The sequence below is a fragment of the Bacillus cereus group sp. BfR-BA-01380 genome (assembly GCF_022663535.1).
In the GTDB taxonomy this organism is placed as follows: Bacteria; Bacillota; Bacilli; order Bacillales; family Bacillaceae_G; genus Bacillus_A; species Bacillus_A cereus_BB.
The window spans coordinates 63,147-84,522 of the sequence record NZ_JAKUFS010000022.1; the positions used below are offsets into that span (position 1 = coordinate 63,147).

The window sequence follows — 21,376 nt, forward strand, 5'->3', positions numbered from 1 at the left end:
ATGAAAGGGGACAAAATGGGTACGAAATTGATACAAAAGGAACAGAATTTTACGTATTTCTTTCTATTATTCATCGCACTGCAACCAGTCTTAGATTTGTTAACGTCATTGTCAATTCAAATGCTACATATGGATGCAACGTTAAGTATTGTTGTACGTTTTAACGTGATGCTTCTTGCGATGATCTATCTATTTATTTATCAGAAGAACAAAAAGCCTCTCGTATATATTTGCTTACTAGGTGTTATCATGGCAGCTGGGCTTCTTAATAATCTCGTTGTAAAACATCCAATTTCACTTGGAGAAGAAGTTAAATTTATGGCCAAATGTATGTATCCAATCGTTATGTTGTTCGGATATATTCTTGTATTTAAAACTTTGCAGAACAAGCAAAATTCGTACGATACATTATTACGGTATTTCTTATATGCCAGTTTATTCATGAGTATTGTCATGGCCATTTCCATCGCAACTGGAACAGACTATCAAAGTTACAGTTATACAATTAAGAAAATCGGTTCGAAAGGATGGTTTTATGCTGCAAACGAAATTAGTGCCATTTTAGCCATTACATTCCCAGTTGTTGTCCTGTATTCGATTTATAAGACAACTTCTTTTACGCAAGTATACTACTGGATCCCCACAATACTAGCACTATACGCCAGTATTATGGTAGGAACAAAGGTTGGATACGTAGCTAGTATTGTGACATTAGGGGTGGCACTATTCTTTTCGTTTATCGAATATATGATGAAGCGAGGCCGCCCGCAGCTCGTTAATACCATTCTAGCCTTGATTGTATTAGGAGGCGTCACAATCGCAACGCCGTTTACTCCCATCGCCAAAAACATGGAAATTCACTTACAATTTTATAATAAACGGCTTATAAATGAACAAGAAGAACAGCCTAGTAAACAAGAAGAAAGAGCTTTAACAACTGGAGAAGTAAACAGTTTAATTTATAGTGATCGTGACAAATTTCTAAACATGCAGCAAAAGTTCTTTCAACAATCACCACTGTCACAAAAATTGTTAGGCATGGGATATGCCGGAAACTATGAAAAAACACCAAAAGTGATAGAAATGGACTTCCATGACCTATTCTTCTCGTTTGGAATCATTGGATTTATCCTGTACCTACTGCCATTTGTTTACTTCGGCATCAGGCTTACGTTTCGTATTCTCACAAACTTCAAGTCTATTTTAACCGTAAAATATATGTTGCTTGGCACGGCAATCGTGCTTGCAATTGGCATCGCATTTTCAGCTGGACATGTATTTACCGCACCGGCTGTCAGCATTTTCTTTGTTGTCTTGCTCGCTTATCTGATTGTGGACTTACAAGCAGAGTGATATAATGAACCATCACATTATTTATTACAATTACGGAGGACCTATGCTAACTTTTGAAGAAAAATTAACGATTATTGAATCATTTCCAGAGCTAGAAAGAAAAACTGTCTCTCTAGGACGCATTAATTTTCATTATGAAGAAAGCCGCCTAGACAAAAAGAATGTTGTATACCATTTACACCCGAACGGAAATGGGTTTGTCTATGCCGGGAACCTAAAAGGCTACAAAACGAACGATAAAGGAATGGTGAACATCCGCGATTTTTCAGCGGAAGAACTTCGCTCCTTACTTGAAAAAGCAATTGCTGCCCTCTCACAAGAACCAGTAGAAGAAGTTGCAATTGCGGAGAACTTTCAAGAAGAAGAGTGGGTAAATGAGGACAAGCATATCTTAACTCTTATTAAAGAAGATGAAGATATGTGGAACGTTTATGCTGGTATACAGTTAGATGGTACATTTAACTCTTACAAAGAAGCAGCACAGTACCTTGATGAAGAAGGATTTACACGCAAATAAGAAAGACGCTCTTTCCAAATAGGAAGAGCGTCTTTTCCTTTATCCTAACAGGGCAAGTAATTCACTCAGTTCCTCCTCAGTCAAATCGCGCCACTGTCCTGTCTCTATTCCGTCTATTGTTATGTTCATAATCCCAATGCGCTCTAACCTCGTAACGGTATAGCCAAATGCGCGGCACATCCGGCGAATTTGCCGATTCATCCCTTGCGTCAAAATAATGCGAAATACAGAATCGCTGATTCGATATATATCACACGGATTCGTTTTTCCATCGCGAATCGTTACACCGCCGGCCATTCCTTTTAAGAAAGCATCGTCAAATGGCTTATCGACTGTAACAATATATTCTTTCTCGTGACCATATTCGGAGCGCATCATTTTATTTACGATATCACCGTCATTTGTCATTAAAATTAATCCTTGTGATGCTTTATCTAAGCGGCCAACTGGAAAAATGCGCTCTGGATAATTAACAAAATCGATAATATTTCCTTCGATATGCTTCGCTGCTGTACAAGTAATCCCTACCGGTTTATTTAAAGCAATATAAATAGGATGCGTCTTCTTAGGAATCGGCTTCCCATCCACAAGTACAATGTCGTCAGGCTCTACTTCTTGTCCGGGCTCACAAATTTCACCATTCACGGTAATTCGCTTTGCAGCAATGAGACGATCCGTTTCTCTTCTTGAATAATAACCTGTTTCACTGATGAATTTATTAATTCTCATGTAAAATCCCTTTCTTTATTCACGCTTTTCCTATTCTATCATGAATGAGAATAGCAAAAAAATGCACAGCTTCAAAATCAAGCTGTGCATTCTCTTTCTATTAAGATTTCTTCGCTTCCTTCAAAGATTCACGCAACACAAATTTCTGTAATTTCCCGCTCGCATTACGCGGCAGTTCTTTCGCAAATACGTAACGACGAGGACGTTTATAATCAGCTAATTCATCACTTTCCTTACAGTAACGCTCTAATTCTTCTTCTGTTAATGACTCATCTTTCTTTACAACTACTGCGACGACGCGCTCGCCCCACAATTCATCTGGTTCTCCGAGTACAGCAACATCTAAAACACCATCATGGCTATGCAAGAAGTCTTCAATTTCACGCGGATAAATGTTCACACCGCCGCTAATGACCATATCGTCAACACGATCTGCTACATATAAATAGCCATCTTTGTCAAAATAGCCAAGGTCACCGGAATGATACCAACCTTTATACATTACTTTTTCTGTTGCTTCTTTGCGGTTATAATATCCAGCCATCATACTTGTCCCGCGTATAATGATTTCTCCAACTTCGTAAGGTGCAAGAACATCGTCTGGTTCTGATGGTTCATCGTCATTTGACTTCACGATGCGCACTTCATGACTAAAGCAAGGTGTACCCGCTGATCCTGCTTTTGTAATTTGATCTTCTTCTACAAGAAACGCAACAACAGGCCCAAACTCTGTCATCCCGTAAATTTGCACAAGATCGATATAAAGACGTTCTTTACATTCTTTCACAAGCGCTGGCGCCATTGCTGCTCCGCCGTAAATCCCAGTCTTCATCGAAGTTAAATCGTATTCTGTTAAATCTTCTTGCAGCAGCATGTTCCACATTGTTGGCGCTGCAAAGAACGTTGTAATTTTTTCTTTTTGAATTGTTTCTAACACTGTTTTCGTATCAAAATGATGCAAAATCACATTTTTCCCGCCAACTTGAATACGCGGCAAAATACCAGCGTTTAATTCACCGCAGTGGTATAGCGGTGCGACAATTAACCCGACACTATCTCGTTTATATTTTAAATAATATGTACAAATCATACTATGTTCTGCCATGTCTCGGTGACGATGCAATACTCCTTTTGGATTCCCAGTCGTACCGCTCGTATATAACATAGAGCAATAATCCATTTCATCAATTTCAATATCGACCGGTTCTGCCTTTGCTGCATTTACTTTTTCGTGATAAGAAGTGGCATAAGACGGTGTGTCCTCTTCAATGTACAAAAATGAAGTATGCGGAAAGTCACGTTCAATCGAAGCAATTGTTGGTTCAACTTCTTTTTCAAAAACAACAACTTTTGAGGAGGCATCTTGTAATATGTAGGAAACTTCTTTTGCCTTTAAACGGAAATTGATTGGATTAAAGATTGCGCCAATCTTCGTACAAGCGAGGTAAACAGTTACAAATTCATGTGAATTATATAAGCAAACAGAAACGCGGTCTCCTTTTCGTACTCCTTCTGTAAGAAGTGCATTTGCAGTTTTATTTACCACCATATCCCATTGTTTATATGTCCAGCGAATGTTTTTTGCAGGTTCTACTAACGCTTCTTTCTGCGGATATTTTTGTACAGCTAAATCAAAAATTCTGCCAATAGTCATGTACATACTACATATACCCCCTTTTTAATTTTCATAATTTTATGAATTCGTTCACAATTAGACATTTCCTGCCTATTTTTACTTCCTTTTTCTGATTATTCTCGACAGTGTTTTACAAAAAAAAAGAAACCGCCAAACTGGCGGTTTCTTATCCAAATAACTCTTGTAAAATTTTAAGTTTATCTTCTGTATACTTTATATAGCCATCATTATATGATTTTGGATCTTTCGGGTTAGCAAAGTGCGTAATAGCCCCCGTCTTTGGATGAACAAATTTACTTGATGCACCGCAGCCAAGACCGATAATAGACTGCACTTCTTCCATAATCACGATGTTATAAATACTTTCTTGACTTGGCATTGCATAGCCAACGTTCTCTAAGTTACCTAAAATATTCTTTTGACGATATAAATAATACGGTACGTAATTATGTTCTTTCGTCCACTCTTCTGCTTCGTGCATCATCGCTGTAATCTCTTCGCGTCCTGCTACTTTATATTTGCGCTTATTTTGCGTCATTTCAGAAGCACGCTTAAAGGATAATGTATGCACCGTTAACGATTCTGGCATAAGCTTTTCTGTTTCTTCCAGTGTATGTTTAAAGATATCTAATCCTTCACCTGGAAGACCGATAATTAAGTCCATATTAATATTATTCATACCCATTTCGCGAGCAAGGTGATACTTTTCAATCGTTTCTTCTACTGTATGATGACGTCCAATTGCTTTTAATGTTTCTTGATGGTACGACTGCGGATTAATACTAATGCGGTCGATATTCCATTTGTTTAACACATCTAGCTTCTCTGGTGTAATCGTATCTGGGCGCCCTGCTTCTACCGTTACTTCACGAACTTGTTTAACATCTGGGAACGACTCATACATTTCTTCATACAGCATGTCCATTTCTTCAGCTGTAATACTCGTTGGCGTACCGCCGCCGTAGTAAATCGTCGTTACCTTCACGCCTTTTTCTTTTAAAAACTTACCCATTTCACGAACTTCATAATGTAAACCGCCTAAGAATGAATCAACAGATCCTTGGCGTCCATTAATCGCATACGCTGGGAATGTACAATATGCACATTTCGTTGGACAGAACGGAATCCCAATATAAATACTTACTTCTTCTTTTAAACGATATAAATCTGGGACAACAGATAATTGACAATCCACAATGCGCTGCATAAGCTCAATTTTTTCATCATGAATTAAATAGCTTTCACGCAGTTCGTTATGTGCCGCTTCTTTCGTCATACCGCTTTGCAACATTTTATGAAGCAGCTTCGTTGGGCGCACACCTGTTAAGATTCCCCACTTTTGCTCCACGCCTGTTAACTGCTGAAGAACAGACAAATATACATAAGAGACAACATGCTTCACTTGCTTCATACGTTCCTTTTCTTCCGTAAAGGACGATAAATCTTTAGAAAACGTCTCTTCATACACATTTCCTGTCGCGATTTCTGTTAAACGAGCAGAAGCCGTCACATTTCCTTCTATATTTATATCAACAATAATATTTGCATCTTCTTGTTCAAATGCTACTGTACTTTCTTCAAAAAATAAGCCGCTAATATTTTGAAGCGGACGTAAAAAACGATCATCTTGTAACGTTTTAATTGAAATTAACAACAATCATCACCTTTTCTATTTTCAAACTTCCTTTAGTTTACTTGAAGGGTGATAGGAGGTCAACAAGGAACTACTGGGATGGGAAACCCCTCTTTTTTTAAATGGGCAAGAGGGTCTGACCATGTGTGGAAGCGGTCAGGGCCTTCTTCTGCCACGCGCGGCGTTAAAACAGAAGGACAAAATGAGTGCAGGTCTCTTTTTGTTTGCATGGCAACAACTTATATGCAGAAAGCAAGAGCGTCTGGCCATGCGTAGGAGTGGTCAGGGCCTTTTTCTGAGGTGTATTTATGTCGAATGTTGTAGAGTGGTCTTTATATCGTGTCGAAGAGTCGATATATTCGAAAAAGCGCCGATATATTTAGAAAGAAATCTCAGGCACCCGCCTGAGATCTTCGATTACCATCTCTTTATTTGTAGATGATTGTTTAAAAATTTAATTGGAAACTGTTTTCGAAAATGTTCTTTAATCATATATTGTACACCGTTTTCATCATTGGAGCGTGTAATCCAATCGGCAGCTTTTTTCAATTCAATTGGGGAATTGCCCATGGCTACTCCTAATCCAACGCTTTCAATAACATCTAAATCTTCAAAGCTATCTCCAATCGCTACCATTTCTTTTAATTCAATACCGAGATGCTCACCTAATAATTGCAGCCCGCGTAATTTCGATACATGAGGCGGCACGATTTCGATTTGTGCTTTCCCGCATTCTATAAAATGCACATTTTCAAATGATTTTTGTAAAGTCGTAAGCGCACGCTGCTTCTCGCTTTGACTTGCAAATGTCACATCAATTTTCGGGGCAGCGACTGGTTGATCACGCAGTGCATCGCCCAGCGAATCTACAAATTGAACGGGATAAAATAGCGGATCAGAAGTGGATAAGACTGTTCGGGCAATTAAATTTGGCGTATGTTGCTGGCGATTGCCAATCGAAAACCTTTCATGAGAAATGCGAACGTTACATTCAAAATGTTCGAGCACCTGCACAATATTAAATGTTGTTTCTTCTGATAATCGTTTTTGAATTAACGGCTTATCTAATGAAGATGAAATAAATGCACCTCCATGTGTCACCAATATCGAATCCAGTTTTAATGATTTCGCTACTTTGTGAGCAGATTGAAAATTTCGGTTCGTAAATAGCGTAACGTATACACCTTTTCTCTTTACAAATTCAATCGCTTCACGCGTTCCTTTTTGTAATTTTCCATTTGGAAGCAGCAATGTTCCATCTATATTAAGAGCTAGTAAACGATAAATCATGATGCAGTACCTCCTCTTCTTAGCTGCAGCGTTCTATCATTAATTTATGAAAAGAGGATGCTAATTAGAACGAATGAGAATTTAGATAATACGTTTACAATGAAATCGTTCAATATTTTTGATTTCTTTCTAGTTAAGAATGTATTCTGTTTGTAGAGGTGATGATATGGATAACTGCAAAAGGATACTAGCTATTTCTGGAAGCATTCGAGAAGGTTCCTCCAACACCAATATATTAAAAACTTTAGCAGCGTTTATTCCCGAAAATATTGATTATAATATTTATAACGGCATACAAGAACTTCCTCATTTTAATCCAGATATTGATCGCATTCAGGCACCAACTGTTGTTGAAGATTTTCGAAAGACACTAGCTGAAGCGCATGCACTAATTATCTGCACACCAGAGTATGTAAAAGGTGTACCCGGAATCTTGAAAAATGCATTAGAATGGCTTGTCTCATCAGCTGAACTTTACAAAAAACCAGTGGCTGTTATAACAGCTTCCTCATCAATTACTGGCGGGGACAAGGCACATGAATCTTTACTACTGACACTAGGTATGCTGGATGTTACTATTGTTCAAAATGGATCGGTTCTCATTCCATCTGTTGGAACTAAATTTAATAGTGATGCTACAGTCACAGATGAACAAACAAAGCAAGACCTTATTTCTCTCATTCATGGTATACTGCAAGAATTACATGATTGATTTATAAAGTGAAACTTTAATCAGTGGGGGTTTTCTTCATCCCCCACTGATTATCAGCTCTCACCAATCGGGCTTTTACGGGCAGTTTATCTCCCACCTAACTTCTTAAGAAAGGCGGAAGCGGCTCGCTCAGAATCGCAGGACGCCCACGCACAGGGCGGAGAGGCGCTTTTTGCCTCGTCCGAGGGGGCGAAACGACCGGAGATTCTAGCCGCTAGAGCTGGACAACAAAGAAATGTGGAAGTGGCTCGTCCAGAATGTGAGGGGGATGGAGCTTCTGACGTAGAGGTGTTTTTTACCTCGCAGGAAGAAGCGAAGCCACCGAACATTCTAGCCACTGAAACTGGACAATACTTTCGCTGAATTTTGAGGTGGGAGTAGTACTGCCCGTTAATGCGGGATAAAACAATTCATTTTAAGCAGCATCCATACAAAAAGATGCTGCTTTACTCATTTAAAGTCTTACGAAAGGAATTTGCGAAATGAAATGGCCACTCTCTTTGTATGAAGGCGATACATTAGACGTTGCGAAACGGTTGCTTGGACATAAACTCGTTCACGTTGTAGATGGCGTAAAACGAAGCGGAATCATTGTCGAAGTAGAAGCATATAAAGGACCTGATGATAAAGCGGCCCATAGCTATGGCGGCCGCCGCACAGAACGAACAGAAATTATGTACGAATCTCCTGGCCATGCTTACGTATATCTTATTTATGGTATGTACCATTGTTTTAATGTTATTACAGCACCAGAAGGGATCCCGCAAGGAGTGTTAATTCGAGCATTAGAACCAGTGGAAGGTATCGAAGAGATAAAGCAAGCAAGGTTCGGTAAACAAACGATTACGAAATCACAATTCAAAAACTTAACAAATGGACCTGGAAAACTATGCAAAGCACTGGGAATTACGTTAAAACAAAAAGGACTTCTTCTTACGAGTGATGAGCTATATATTGAACAAGTTTCTCCAGAGAAACATCTTTCTCATACATATAACATCACCGCAGGCCCGCGCATTAATATTGATTATGCCGAAGAAGCTGTGCACTATCCATGGCGTTTTTACTTTCAAGATCACCCGTTTGTTTCGAAATGAACGGAAAAGGTGTTTTCAAGACATGAAAACACCTTTCTTTTCTATCACTTCGTATATCTCATATGCTTCTTTTGTTCACAAATATCTAATTCAGGAAGGTGTTCATGAACAAGGATGATGACTTCCTCAATTAAAGATTCTAATTCTTTTGTACTTTTTTCTGGATTGCCCATTAGAATAGTAGTCATTCGATCATGAAGATTTTCTAGTTTGATTGTCATGCGTTTCGTATTAAAAGGCATCCATTTAAATGCAGGGTGATGCACATACATTTGATTCAATCCAAATAAAACACCAAACAACTTCTTCTGCACCTCACAAATGACATCATAGAACATCAACCAATCTTTTCGTTTCAAAAGTGCTTCGCGATTATTCCAACGATTGCCCAGCTAAAATAATAGCTTCTACTTTCGGATTTTCCTTATATATAGCTGCCATCTCTATTGATTTCTGTTTTAATCCATCTTATTTCCTCCGTAAACATTCTAAAATTTCTCCCCTAAGCTTTCATACAAATACTTTATTTCTACTAATAGAACACTAATTCCTTCTATTTAAACATCCCATCTTCATACTTGTACAGAAAAAGAAAAAACACTTCCTCGCTTACGAGAAAGTGCTTTGTTATTACGATTGCATATAAACGTTATATAAATCTTCAAGCGGCTTCATGATAATTTTGTTTACGTCGCCGATTAAAACATTTAAACGTTGCTCTGCTTGCATTAAGTTTGTAATTTTTGCGTTTTGTTGTACTAATGCTACAACTTCTTGCGCTTTTTGGTTATCTTCTTCTGTTAATTGCTCACCTTGCATCATTTTTTGCTGAAGCTCCATTTGCATCATACGGAAACGATCAAATAGTTGTTTCGCATCTGCGTCTGCTTGTACTTCTGCATAGCTCACTTTTAATGATTGAAAATCAGGATGTTCTGCAATTGCTTTTTGTAATTCATACGCAACATCATGCACGTTTTTTGCCATTATATATATCCTCCTTGCAATGCGATACAATGTCACATTGTTTTATATGTTTTCGTTCCTTACATACTCTTCCTACGATATCAGACTATGTATCATATGTGAAGTAATTTCACTTTATGACATTACAATTAGTAATAACCCTTGCACAATTCCAATTAAGCCGCCAAGTAATGCACCTAAATACGTAATCATTTTCAATTCACTTTTTGTAATAGATAAAACTAGTTCTTCTATGCGCTCAATTGGAAATGATTCTACTTCTTGCTGGACAATATCAGCTAAATGCAAGCGCTGCATAATATCCCCGATATGATTCGTCGCCCACTGTAATCCATTACGCACAGCACTTGGAATCACATTGTTTCTCACATTGTCACGAATCGGAGCACATACATCGCGAACAGATTGATTGAATAGAGTACCTACCGCTTGTTCTACTTTCACAAAAGACAGAATGCCTTTCAGGGCATCTTCTTTTGAAATGAATGATTCTACTTCACTCACTTCACGCTGTTTCAGCTTTTCCCACTCTTTTCTCATCACATCAGACAACAATTGTTTCGTTCCCTCTTGCTGCAAAAATTTAATCACTTCTGGCTGCAACTTGTCGACTACACTTACATTCCCTAAAAACATGCCCACTAAATTTAATAATGTCCCGCGCGATGCAAAAAATTCATCAACCATTTTGGAGAGACGTTGTGTTCCTTCTGGGCTTTCAAAGAAATCCACAGCTTTTTGGATCATAAAAGCAGCTGCATCTGGCATTTTCTCATCAATTTTTTCGTGAACAGAAAACGGCAGAGCTTGTTCCCACGTATAAGCACGATATGTTTCAAATAATAAATCTACTTTATGTATTATGATGCCTTCCATTTGCTTTGTAACTCGGTCTTCCATATGAGTCATATCTAGCTGCTCTAACATTTCATGCAACGTTTGCTCATTCATCAGAAGCTTGTCCGCTGCTGTTTGAGCCCAGTCGATAAGCTCTTGCTGGAACGACTCATTTGTTAACTTCTTCTCAATTCCTTCTGGTGTTAATAAATGATCGACAACCATCTTCCCTAATTGTACAGCTAACTCATCCCGGCGCTTCGGAATTAACCCAGGCGTAAACGGTACCCGGAACTTTCCAATATATTTTGGATGATGCGGTCGAAATAACATTTTAATCGCGAGATGATTCGTATATCCGCCGATGACCGCGCCTATTCCTGTTGTTGTTAAGAGATTCAGCCACATATTCAAACTTTATCAACCTTCCGTTTCTCAAATATATATAAATCGCTGCTATGCAGAACAAACAGTGACCTGCTCTCGTTTTTAAGGCGATTTAATCCATACCCTTCATTATAACTGCTCTATAATGCGCCAGCAAACGGGATACTAGCAAAAATATTCCACATAAAATCTAGAGCAATTGGTATAAGAAAGATTTCTTTGAATATTACTCAAATAGATACACGTTTAGCCCCTATGAAAGGAGGTTGTCTTATGGTGCTCGGACTATTAACATCACGTTTTCATCATGAGCGAGAATACTACACAGAAATCGCAAAGCTTGCTTGCTTCCATCATATTACCGTTGCACAGTTTACTCCCTTTAGCATCGATCCTAAAACAGAATTTGTTAACGGACTTCTCTTTGATGCCAATCAGCAAGATTGGGTAGAGCAACAATTTGTCATTCCATCTCACATATACAACCGATGCACATACAAAAATGAAAAAAATTTTAAAAGAGCGCTCCCTATTATCAAATGGCTCCAAAGCCGCCCACAATCCTTATTTTTAAACGACGAACTTCCAAATGAAACCGATATGTATGAAATTCTTGCAAAAAACAAAAAACTGGTACCCTATGTCCCCTTAATAAAACACGCAAGTGAAAAGACAACGTTACAACTATTACAAATGAAAAAAGGTGTAGTTATAAAGCCGTTGCATTCACTTTCCAAACAAAATATGTACCACATTTCTTATCAAAACAGTATGTTTCATGTTACTACATTAGAACGAAATCACTTTCTGAAAAAAACGTTCCAAACAAGAGATACATTTTTATCTTGGTTACAATCGTTGCTTCAAACATGTGAGTATACAGTACAGCCTATGGCGCAAACATCCCCTGTTCATATTCGATCTCTTTTACAAAAAAATAAAGAAGGTATATGGGAAGAGCAAGAAAAGCTAGTCCAAATAGACGACACACCTTATTCTTTCTTATTTCCTCTTACAGACCAAACACATTTTATTCCGTTTACAAAGTGGCAACACCAACTATCAAAAATTGACCTTATATTATTACAAGATAGTTTACACATTATTATGAAAGAAACGTCCCAAGCCTTAGAGGACGCCACTTCTCACCTTTTTGAATTAGAACTTTCTATTATAATGGATGTTAATGGTGCTGTTTGGCTATATCAAGTAGATACAAATCCTACTTACACCACTTTTATTCAACATAATATTGATCTTGCTGAAAAAGTATACACAGCGCCGCTTCACTATTACCGCTATATAAAACGGAGCACAAGCAGTAAACTGGAAATGTAAATATGCTATAAAGTGAAACTTTAATCAGTGGGGGTTTTCTTCATCCCCCACTGATTATCAGCCCTCACCAATCGGGCTTTTACGGGCAGTTTATCTTCCGCCTAACTTCTTAAGAAAAGCGGAAGCGGCTCGTTCAGGATCGCAGGACGTTGGAGCCCCCGACAAAGAGGCGCTTTTTGCCTCGTCAGAGGGGGCGAAACAACCGGAGATTCTAGCCGCTAGAGCTAGACAATGCTTTCGCTAAATTTTGAGGCGGGAGTATTACTGCCCGTTAATGCGGGATAAAAAAACCCGTCTCAACTTTTTGCTGAGACGGGTTTTCATATAAGCTGTACAGTCATTTCGGTTTGCTTTTCACAAATCGGACAATATAAAAGGTGAAGGCAATATTGCTGTGAATCACACGCAGATAATCCGTCAACTTTCTCTAGCAGTTCTTGATCTTGATATGCACTATATGGACCAAGGTAATCGACTGTTTTCCCATAATCTTGGAGTATGCTCGTACAAGTAGGACAAATATATGCTTTATATTCTAATGCATTACAAAGCGGACATATCGCCATTTTGATTCCTCCAAAAAAGGGACGGTATTCCCGTCCCCCTATAGCCATTTCATTTATTTTTGTAAACCGCCTAAATGTTGCTCTGCATAAGATACAAGGCGCTTTGTGATTTCGCCACCAACAGATCCGTTTGCACGTGATGTTGCATCTGGACCAAGTTGTACGCCAAACTCACTTGCGATTTCATACTTCATTTGATCTAAAGCAGTTTGTGCACCTGGAACTGCAAGACTATTGTTTCTAGCCATGTTATGTCACCTCCTTGTATTGGTGTATTCATAGTATGTAAAAGCATCTTTTTTCTATCCAAACAAAACATGTGTAATTTTTGGCATCATTTTATTTTACAAATTTTACAAAGTAATAACTCGCATATCTTTCTACGTATCATCCATACTATGAATACAATCAATCACTCCACACGATGGATTAGTGCCAAACGGGGCAATCCTGGTTCAACTCCAGCTAATCCAACCAAAACTCACACTAAGGAGGACATATCCTATGGCAAACCAAAGTTCTTACAATCAATTAGTAGTACCTGGTGCAACTGCTGCAATCGACCAAATGAAATACGAGATTGCAACTGAATTTGGAGTAACATTAGGCCCTGATTCAACATCTCGTGCAAATGGTTCAGTAGGTGGAGAAATTACAAAGCGTTTAGTAGCAATGGCTGAACAAAGCCTTGGCGGATATCAAAAATAAATATATATGGCAAAAAGGTCTCAAGCATCGCTTGAGACCTTTCTATTTGCTACTGCAGCATTTGTAAAAACTTCTTCGTACGCTCTTCTTTCGGATGTACTAAAACTTCTTCCGGTGTACCTTGTTCAACAACGACACCACCATCCATAAAAATAACACGATTCGCAATTTGATGTGCAAAGCGCATCTCATGCGTAACAATGACCATCGTCATCCCTTCCTGTGCAAGTTCTTTCATTACTTTTAGCACTTCTTGCACAAGTTCAGGGTCAAGCGCTGATGTCGGTTCATCAAATAAAATGACTTGTGGCTCCATCGCCAGCGCGCGCGCAATCCCTACACGCTGCTGCTGTCCACCTGAAAGCTGAAATGGATATAAATCCATCTTATCACCGAGTCCCACTTTTCTCAGAAAGTACTCTGCTTTTTCTTTTGCCTTCTCTTTTGGAACTTTCTTCACCGTGACAAGGCCTTCCATTACATTTTCACGCGCTGTAAAATGCGGGAATAAATTGTGATGCTGAAACACCATACCTGTTTGTGTGCGCAACTGCACAATATCACGCTTCGTCACCTTTTTCGAAAAATCGAGTGTTTCATCACCGATACGAATGACACCGCTATTCGGTGTTTCTAGTACGTTTAAACAACGGAGTAATGTCGTCTTCCCAGAACCAGACGGCCCAATAATAACAACGACTTCACCTTTATCTACTTCCATATCAATTTGCTGCAAAACGGTGTTATCACCGAAACTTTTTTGTAAATGTTGAATTGAAATCATAGAAACAAAAACTCCTTTTAACAAGGATTATTTTAAAACATAACGCTCTGCTCGTTTTTCAAGCACTTGCTGTACAATCGATAATAAGAAACAAATGACCCAGTAAATCAGTCCTGCTTCTGTATAAACAATTAAGAATTCATAGTTTGTCGCTGCAATTTCCTGCGCCTTCCGAAACATTTCTGTTACTAAAATTAATGACGCAAGCGATGTGTCTTTAATCAAACTAATAAATGTATTGGATAGAGGCGGAATCGAAACGCGCGTTGCCTGCGGCAGAATAACGCGGCAGAGTGCTTGCGGGTACGACATACCAATTGTATACGCAGCTTCCCATTGCCCTTTCGGAATCGATAAAATAGAAGCACGAATAATTTCTGAAGCGTACGCTCCGACATTTAACGAAAATCCAATCACCGCTGCTGGGAAGGAATTAATTGTAATCCCTATTGTCGGCAGCCCATAAAAAATAATAAATAACTGAACAAGAAGCGGTGTACCGCGAATAATAGATACATAGATGCGTGCGATCCATTCTAACACGCGATTTCCAGAAATGCGGCATAGCGCTGTTAACGTTGCTAACGCTAAACCAATTATAAATGTAATCAATGTGAGCGGTATCGTATTGAAAAGAGCACCCTTCAGCATAGGCATGAAGGATGCTTTTGTTATATCAACCCAAACAGATAATCGATCTAAATCCAATATAGCATTACTTAGATACATCTTCACCAAACCATTTCTTCGATATTTTTTCGTATGTGCCGTCTTTTTTCATGTCATCTAATGCTTTATTTACTTCAGCAACCAATTTGTCGCTGCCTTTACGGAACATGAAACCGCTTTTTGATGCTTCTTTTTCTGTATCAACAATTTTCACTTTTGCATCTGGTTTTGTTTTTAAGTAATTCAACACAGATAAACGATCATTAATTGTGAAATCAACGCGGCCGGAGTTTAATAATTCAACCGCTTGGTTAAATCCTTCTACCCCAACGATTTCTGCACCGTTTTTCTTCGCAATGTCGCTGAAGTTACTTGTTAAAGACTGTGCTGCTTTTAAACCTTTCACATCTGTAAATTTCGCTGGTTTATCTTTATCCTTTGGAATCACAAGTACTGCTGAAGATGATACGTATGGATTAGAGAAATCGTATTTCTTTTGGCGATCTTCACGAATTCCGACTTCGTTCGCAATCATATCAACACGTTTTGCATCAAGTCCAGCAAATAAGCTATCCCATTGCGTTTCTTTAAATACCGCTTTCACGCCAAGACGCTTTGCTACTTCTTCTGCAATTTCAACATCAAACCCAGTTAACTTTCCACTTCCATCATGGAATGTGAACGGCGGGTATGTACCTTCTGTTCCAACAACAAGCTCTCCGCTCTTTTTAATTTGCTCAAGCGCATCTTTGCTAGTTCCTTGCGCTGTATTATCTTTTGCTTGTTTTCCGCAACCTGCTACTACTCCCACAACCAGCAGTGCAAGTACGAAAAATGAAAGTATTTTTTTCATGATGGCAATCCTCCAAGTATTCTGATAGGAATTTAAGAATAACATTAACTTATTCTATTCAATCTTGCAACATTTTTCAATCAAAATGTTCTCACTTAGTGTATCCTTTTCGTTCAAAATCAAACGTATTGAACATCAGCGGGCAAATAAAGTGAAACTTTAATCAGTGGAGGGTTTCTTCATCCCCCACTGATTATTAGTTGAACCAATCGGGCTTTTCCGGGCAGTTTATCTCCCGCCTAACTTCTTTGCTTTCGCTGAATTTTGAGGCGGGAGTATTACGGCCCGTTAATGCAGGATAAAAAAGAACTTGCCACCCTGGCAAGTTCTTCAAGAATCTAACACACAATATCCAATCATTCCGCATAATAACAAAAAAAACGCAATGTTAAAGGTAACTGATAATTCCTCCATATTATATTCCCCCTTTTGTTCAACGTATCATATAGACAAGGGGAGAATACGGCCAACTTGTAAACATTGTTTTAAAATTATCTGAACATTCCGTGAACGTCACGCACTTTGGCTACCGGCAATTTGCGTTTTGTACATTTCATAGTAACGTCCTTGCTTTTCCATTAACTCTTCATGCGAACCTTTTTCAAGAATCGTTCCGCGATCTAGTACGATAATTTGGTCAGCGCTTTTAATCGTTGATAAACGGTGGGCAATAATAAATGTCGTTCGCCCCTTTTTCACAACTTCGAGCGCCTGTTGAATCATTGCCTCTGTTTCCGTATCGATGCTAGATGTTGCTTCATCCAAAATTAAAATGGCTGGATCAAAGGCAAGTGCCCGGGCGAAAGAAATGAGCTGCCTTTCACCTGTTGAAAGCGTGCTGCCTTTTTCCGTTATTTCTTCCTCAATGTTATTAGCAAAACGCTCTGCTCCAACATCACGCAGCGCTTTCACAATCGTGTCCTTCGAAATTCGTTCTTGCTCTAAACTTACATTAGAAGCAACTGTTCCTGTAAATAGAAATGGATCTTGCAGAACAATTCCCATATGTTCACGAAGCGCTTGTTTTGGAATGTCTTTTATATTGTATCCATCAATTGTGATGTTTCCTTTTTGAAATTCATAAAACTGAAAGAGTACATTCATAATCGAGCTTTTCCCTGATCCAGTATGACCAACTAACGCAATTGTTTCCCCTTTCTTCGCATCAAAGGAAATATTTCGCAGCACTTCATCTTTCCCGTTATAAGAAAACGAAACGTTATCAAAACGAACATTTCCTTGCATCTGCGGAATGTGCTCTTCCTGTACTGCTTCTCCCTTCTCATCTAACAATTCAAACACACGCTCAGCAGCAACGCGCGCTTGCTCTAAATTTGCTAACTGATTCACCATATTTGTAATCGGCGAAAATAATCGCGTTAAATAATCAACGAACGCATACAACACACCTAATGAAATCACTCCTGCTGCACTTAATGATACGCCGCCAAAGTACCAAATCACACCTGTAAATGCAATATTACGGAGCACGCCAACTAAGTTATGAGACGTTGCTGCATTTAAACTTAAAATTTTATTTTGATACATATAATACTCTTCGTTTAATTGCTCAAATTCTTGCTTTGTAGCGCGTTCTTGACGAAACGCTTGAATGATCGGCATCCCTTGAATGGATTCATTCACTGTTCCATTAATGTCCGACAAGCGTGAGCGCATTTTATGATTGTATGCAGCTGCATATTTCCGGTAAAAAATCGCCCACACACATAAAATCGGAATAAGGATTAAACATATAAATGCAAGCTTTGCATCCAATAAGAACAAGGCAGCAAAAATACCGATAATATAAATAAAGCTAGAAAAGAATGTCGATAATACCGTTACATATAGCTCACGAATCGCCTCCGTATCATTTGTCACACGAGAAACAATTTTCCCGGCCGGCAAATGATCAAAGTAGCGAATCGGTAATGTTTGAATGTGAGAAAACACGTCTTCTCGCATAATTTGAATAATTTTATTCGCTGCTTTTTGTAAATAAAATTGTTTTCCATACGCAAAGAGGGATACAACTAGTAAAAGAGCTAAATATCCACCGCCGAGTAAAAGTAGTCGTTTTATTTCTGGTTGATAAAACGAGAAAACTTCCTTCCCTGTAAGCTTAGTCCCTTTATATACTTGCGCCGCTTTCCCTTGCTGAATCGTCACCATGTCTCCTTTTACAGACCGCGTTCCTTCCAGTGAAAGTTTATTCGGAATAAAATAATAGTCGCGGCCAATTTGAACAATGCGCACTTCTTTTTCTTTCTGCTCACCTGCTTCAAACCGATCGCTTCGCTTATACCAAGTGTTGTGATAAAAAACAGCATCATCACTCTTTACTGTTTCATACCAAGGCTTTTCAATACCAACAATATGTTCATCAATCATCGTTTTCGCAACAAACGGCCCAGCTAATTCCGCAATAACGAAAATAAATAACATCGCTAAAGCAATGCCAATCGTTGCTTTTACTTTCATCGCATATTGAAATAATCGTTTTCCAACACTCATATTTTCACCTCACCTTCTACTTCTTCCCCTTGTTGTCGTTCAAACTGTTCTGTATACCAACCGCTCTTTTGGATCAGCATATTATGCGTTCCTTCTTCAATGATTTCACCATTATCCATCACGAGAATCCAATCCGCATGCTGCGTTGCAGATAAACGATGCGTCGTAATAATCGTCGTTTTCCCGCTGCGCTCTTTCCGGATATTTTCAATAATTGCCGCTTCCGTTCTTGCATCAACTGCTGATAACGAATCATCTAAAATTAAAACTTCTGGATTTTGAATGACGGCACGCGCAATGGAAATACGTTGTTTTTGCCCGCCAGATAGCGATACACCTTTTTCTCCAACAAGTGTTTCTAGTCCATCCGTCAAAAACTCCAAGTCTTTCGTAAAAGCAGCAATTTCAATTGCCTTTTGCAGCTCTGCTTCACTTGCTTCTCGGTTTCCAAATAAAATATTTTCCCGCGCTGTTTTGGAAAACAGAATGTGTTCTTGCGGGACATATCCAACCCAGCTTAATGCTTGATCGATGTGGATATTTTGCAGTGGTATACCTGACACTGTAATTTCCCCTGTTCCGAGCGGATACTGGCGCAGAAGCTGCCGAACAAGCGTTGTTTTTCCGCTCCCTGTTTTCCCAACAATCCCAAGCGTTTCTCCTCTGTTAAGCGAAAACGAAACGTTTTTTAAATTGAGCGTAGAAGATGTCGGATAGGAAAAAGATACATCTTCAAAATCAATACAGTCTGGTTGATGTACGCGAAGTGGTTTCTTTACGTTTTGCACATCTTGCTTATATGCTAACGTTTCATTTACACGATCAAGCGAAGCATTCCCGCGCTGCATGACATTAATCAGCTCACCAATCGCAAACATCGGCCAAATCATCATGCCAAGGTACACATTAAACGATACAAGTTCCCCAAGCGTTACCTCATTTTGAAATACTAAAAACGCTCCGTACACAAGGCCAATTAAATAACTCATCCCAACAAGCATTTTCACTGTCGGTTGAAAAAGTGAATCAATTTTTGCGACCTTCATATTCTTTTCATACACATCTGTCGCTAACGTATTAAAGCGCTTCTCATCTTCTCTTTCCTGTACATAAGCACGAATCACACGTACACCGGCAATCGACTCCAGCACTTTATCATTCATATCTCCAAATGTATCTTGAGCAACTGTAAAGCGATCGTGTAATTTCTTTCCATAAGCACTCACAGCATACGCCATAATCGGCAGCGGTAATAGTGCTGCAAGTGTTAATTTCCAACTAATTGAAATCCCCATCATCAGCACAATTGTTAGCATATATAAACTCGAGTCAACGAGCGTTAAAATACCAAATCCAGCTGTCATAGCAATTGCTTTTAAATCGTTCGTTGCCCTTGCCATTAAGTCACCTGTACGGTTTTTCTGATAGAAAGTTGGCGTCATCTTCAGCAAATGTCCCATAAATTTGGAACGCATCGTTTTTTCAAGCACAAATGCACCGCCAAATAACTGATATTGCCACACATAAGAAAGTGCATAACCAGCAGCTGCTGCTCCGAGCAACATCCCTACATACTTCACAATTCCTGCGTTTGTTAAATCTCCGGCTTTTATATCATCAATTGCTAATCCAATTAACTTTGGCGGGATTACCTCAATGACATTGACAAAAAGTAAACAAACAATGGCAATGCTATACCTTTTCCAATGCGTTTTAAAAAACCATGTTAATTTTTGTAATACAGAAAACAATATAACCTCTCCCTTCTCGTTGTTGTGTAAACATAGACTCGTTATCCGCTATCTAGCGTCTCCGTTTTTACCATACGTACCTCATACTTTTCCATCGTCATTCCTACCTTTCTAGAATTACTTATTGAAACTATACAAATGTATAGGAACAATCTAAAAAAAGAGACAAAAAAAGGCATACCGTCGCTTTGACGATATGCGAAAAACGCATAAAAGCGTACGTCACGGCACACGCAACGTACGCTTTCTTTTCAGGCTAACAAGAAGCGTTATTTGTCCGTAGAGGTTGCGTGATGATATTTATTGTGTAAAACACCTAAGCCAGTCATATATACGATTACAATCATCACGCGCACCTCCTTCTTCTTTTATTTTCCATTTTTAATTGTATAACTTTAAAGACTTTTCTGTCAATTGTTTTTTTATTTTAGGCTACGTTAAATAAAAATGTTGATAGTTGCTTGCCTTCAATAAACACCATTTACATTAAACTCACAATATCTATATTTGAGTTTTAATTAGGGTTATATCCTGTTCGTCCATTCGGGCAGGTTTATCCCGCTATTTGCGGGCAGTAATACTCCCGCCTCAAAATTCAGCGGAAGCATTGTCCAGTTCCAGTGGCTAGAATGTTCGGTGGCTTCGCTTCTTCCTACGAGGTAAAAAAACACCTCTACATCAGAAGCTCCATCCCCCTCACATTCTGGGCGAGCCACTTCCACATTTCTTTGTTGTCCAGCTCTAGCGGCTAGAATCTCCGGTCGTTTCGCCCCCTCGGACGAGGCAAAAAGCGCCTCTCTGCCTTGTGCGTGGGCGCTTTGCAATTCTGAGCGAGCCGCTTCCGCCTTTCTTAAGAAGTTAGGCGGGAGATAAACTGCTGGCATGCGCCCGATTGGTGAGGGCTGATAATCAGTGGGGGATGAAGAACCCCCCCACTGATTAAAGTTTCACTTTATATAAAGAAGGAGTTTACCTCAGCTTAATGAATTTATACTGATATTTCGCTAGCAAAACG

The 21,376-nt window shown here is 39.0% G+C and carries 19 protein-coding genes and 1 pseudogene; 6 read left to right on the forward strand and 14 right to left on the reverse strand.

All coding sequences use genetic code 11. The annotated features are described in order from the left end of the window. Positions 1–15: 15 nt before the first annotated feature. Together MR076_RS18755 and MR076_RS18760 are read left to right on the forward strand one after the other, a co-directional pair. A complete protein-coding gene (locus tag MR076_RS18755; protein WP_242223068.1) occupies positions 16–1,353 on the forward strand; it encodes an O-antigen ligase family protein in 1,338 nt (445 codons plus the stop codon). Between the two features lie 43 nt (positions 1,354–1,396). Continuing rightward, complete coding sequence (locus MR076_RS18760; protein WP_242223073.1) at positions 1,397–1,870, forward strand: hypothetical protein; 474 nt, start codon at positions 1,397–1,399, stop codon at positions 1,868–1,870. Between the two features lie 39 nt (positions 1,871–1,909). Here the strand turns inward: MR076_RS18760 and MR076_RS18765 are convergent, their stop codons facing one another. The 4 genes from MR076_RS18765 to MR076_RS18780 form a co-directional block, all read right to left on the reverse strand. After that, positions 1,910–2,599, reverse strand: a complete 690-nt coding sequence (locus tag MR076_RS18765; protein WP_242223075.1) for a pseudouridine synthase — start codon at positions 2,597–2,599, stop codon at positions 1,910–1,912. Positions 2,600–2,699: 100 nt separating this feature from the next. Continuing rightward, positions 2,700–4,259, reverse strand: a complete 1,560-nt coding sequence (locus MR076_RS18770; protein WP_242223077.1) for a fatty acid--CoA ligase — start codon at positions 4,257–4,259, stop codon at positions 2,700–2,702. A 142-nt stretch (positions 4,260–4,401) separates the two neighbouring features. Further along, positions 4,402–5,892 carry a coproporphyrinogen III oxidase gene (locus tag MR076_RS18775; protein WP_242223079.1) on the reverse strand — a complete coding sequence of 497 codons (1,491 nt, stop codon included), beginning with the start codon at positions 5,890–5,892 and terminating at the stop codon, positions 4,402–4,404. 393 nt (positions 5,893–6,285) lie between these two features. Continuing rightward, positions 6,286–7,158: a Cof-type HAD-IIB family hydrolase gene (locus MR076_RS18780; protein ID WP_242223080.1), complete on the reverse strand. Its 873-nt coding sequence runs from the start codon at positions 7,156–7,158 to the stop codon at positions 6,286–6,288. A 166-nt stretch (positions 7,159–7,324) separates the two neighbouring features. Between MR076_RS18780 and MR076_RS18785 the strand changes: the two genes are divergently transcribed. Beyond that, positions 7,325–7,870: an NADPH-dependent FMN reductase gene (locus MR076_RS18785; protein ID WP_242223083.1), complete on the forward strand. Its 546-nt coding sequence runs from the start codon at positions 7,325–7,327 to the stop codon at positions 7,868–7,870. Between the two features lie 482 nt (positions 7,871–8,352). Continuing rightward, positions 8,353–8,967 (forward strand): DNA-3-methyladenine glycosylase, encoded by a 615-nt coding sequence (locus MR076_RS18790; RefSeq protein WP_242223085.1) that lies wholly within the window; start codon positions 8,353–8,355, stop codon positions 8,965–8,967. 44 nt (positions 8,968–9,011) lie between these two features. Here MR076_RS18790 and MR076_RS18795 read toward each other — a convergent pair. The 3 genes and pseudogenes from MR076_RS18795 to MR076_RS18805 all read right to left on the reverse strand — a co-directional run. Continuing rightward, positions 9,012–9,359 (reverse strand): annotated as a pseudogene (locus tag MR076_RS18795) (DUF4037 domain-containing protein); the annotation flags it as partial. A 238-nt stretch (positions 9,360–9,597) separates the two neighbouring features. After that, on the reverse strand, positions 9,598–9,954 hold the full coding sequence (locus MR076_RS18800; RefSeq protein ID WP_242223087.1) for a YlbF/YmcA family competence regulator: 357 nt from the start codon (positions 9,952–9,954) through the stop codon (positions 9,598–9,600). Positions 9,955–10,068: 114 nt separating this feature from the next. Further along, positions 10,069–11,199: a DUF445 domain-containing protein gene (locus MR076_RS18805; RefSeq protein WP_242223129.1), complete on the reverse strand. Its 1,131-nt coding sequence runs from the start codon at positions 11,197–11,199 to the stop codon at positions 10,069–10,071. 252 nt (positions 11,200–11,451) lie between these two features. Here MR076_RS18805 and MR076_RS18810 point away from each other — a divergent pair, with 252 nt between their 5' ends. After that, positions 11,452–12,516: a YheC/YheD family protein gene (locus MR076_RS18810; protein WP_242223089.1), complete on the forward strand. Its 1,065-nt coding sequence runs from the start codon at positions 11,452–11,454 to the stop codon at positions 12,514–12,516. Between the two features lie 320 nt (positions 12,517–12,836). Here the strand turns inward: MR076_RS18810 and MR076_RS18815 are convergent, their stop codons facing one another. Both MR076_RS18815 and MR076_RS18820 read right to left on the reverse strand, forming a co-directional pair. Continuing rightward, the gene (locus tag MR076_RS18815; RefSeq protein ID WP_242223091.1) at positions 12,837–13,082 is read right to left on the reverse strand and encodes a hypothetical protein; all 246 of its coding nucleotides are present in this window, start codon (positions 13,080–13,082) and stop codon (positions 12,837–12,839) included. 53 nt (positions 13,083–13,135) lie between these two features. Continuing rightward, positions 13,136–13,330, reverse strand: coding sequence for an alpha/beta-type small acid-soluble spore protein (locus MR076_RS18820; RefSeq protein ID WP_242223093.1), 195 nt, complete (start codon positions 13,328–13,330; stop codon positions 13,136–13,138). Positions 13,331–13,586: 256 nt separating this feature from the next. On the opposite strand from MR076_RS18820, the gene MR076_RS18825 reads away from it, so the two are divergent. Further along, the gene (locus tag MR076_RS18825) at positions 13,587–13,790 is read left to right on the forward strand and encodes an alpha/beta-type small acid-soluble spore protein (RefSeq protein WP_154709496.1); all 204 of its coding nucleotides are present in this window, start codon (positions 13,587–13,589) and stop codon (positions 13,788–13,790) included. A 49-nt stretch (positions 13,791–13,839) separates the two neighbouring features. On the opposite strand, the gene MR076_RS18830 is transcribed toward MR076_RS18825, so the two are convergent. The 5 genes from MR076_RS18830 to MR076_RS18850 all read right to left on the reverse strand — a co-directional run bounded on the left by MR076_RS18830 (position 13,840) and on the right by MR076_RS18850 (position 20,361). Next, entirely contained in the window at positions 13,840–14,574 is a 735-nt protein-coding gene (locus MR076_RS18830) for an amino acid ABC transporter ATP-binding protein (protein WP_242223095.1), read from the reverse strand. Between the two features lie 27 nt (positions 14,575–14,601). Further along, a complete protein-coding gene (locus tag MR076_RS18835; RefSeq protein WP_242223131.1) occupies positions 14,602–15,303 on the reverse strand; it encodes an amino acid ABC transporter permease in 702 nt (233 codons plus the stop codon). After that, on the reverse strand, positions 15,290–16,096 hold the full coding sequence (locus MR076_RS18840; RefSeq protein WP_242223097.1) for an amino acid ABC transporter substrate-binding protein: 807 nt from the start codon (positions 16,094–16,096) through the stop codon (positions 15,290–15,292). The genes MR076_RS18835 and MR076_RS18840 overlap by 14 nt, the downstream gene beginning before the upstream one ends. Positions 16,097–16,609: 513 nt before the next feature. Continuing rightward, complete coding sequence (locus MR076_RS18845; protein WP_242223099.1) at positions 16,610–18,610, reverse strand: ABC transporter ATP-binding protein; 2,001 nt, start codon at positions 18,608–18,610, stop codon at positions 16,610–16,612. Beyond that, positions 18,607–20,361 carry an ABC transporter ATP-binding protein gene (locus MR076_RS18850; protein ID WP_242223101.1) on the reverse strand — a complete coding sequence of 585 codons (1,755 nt, stop codon included), beginning with the start codon at positions 20,359–20,361 and terminating at the stop codon, positions 18,607–18,609. Before MR076_RS18850 ends, MR076_RS18845 begins: the two co-directional genes overlap by 4 nt. Between the last annotated feature and the right edge of the window lie 1,015 nt (positions 20,362–21,376).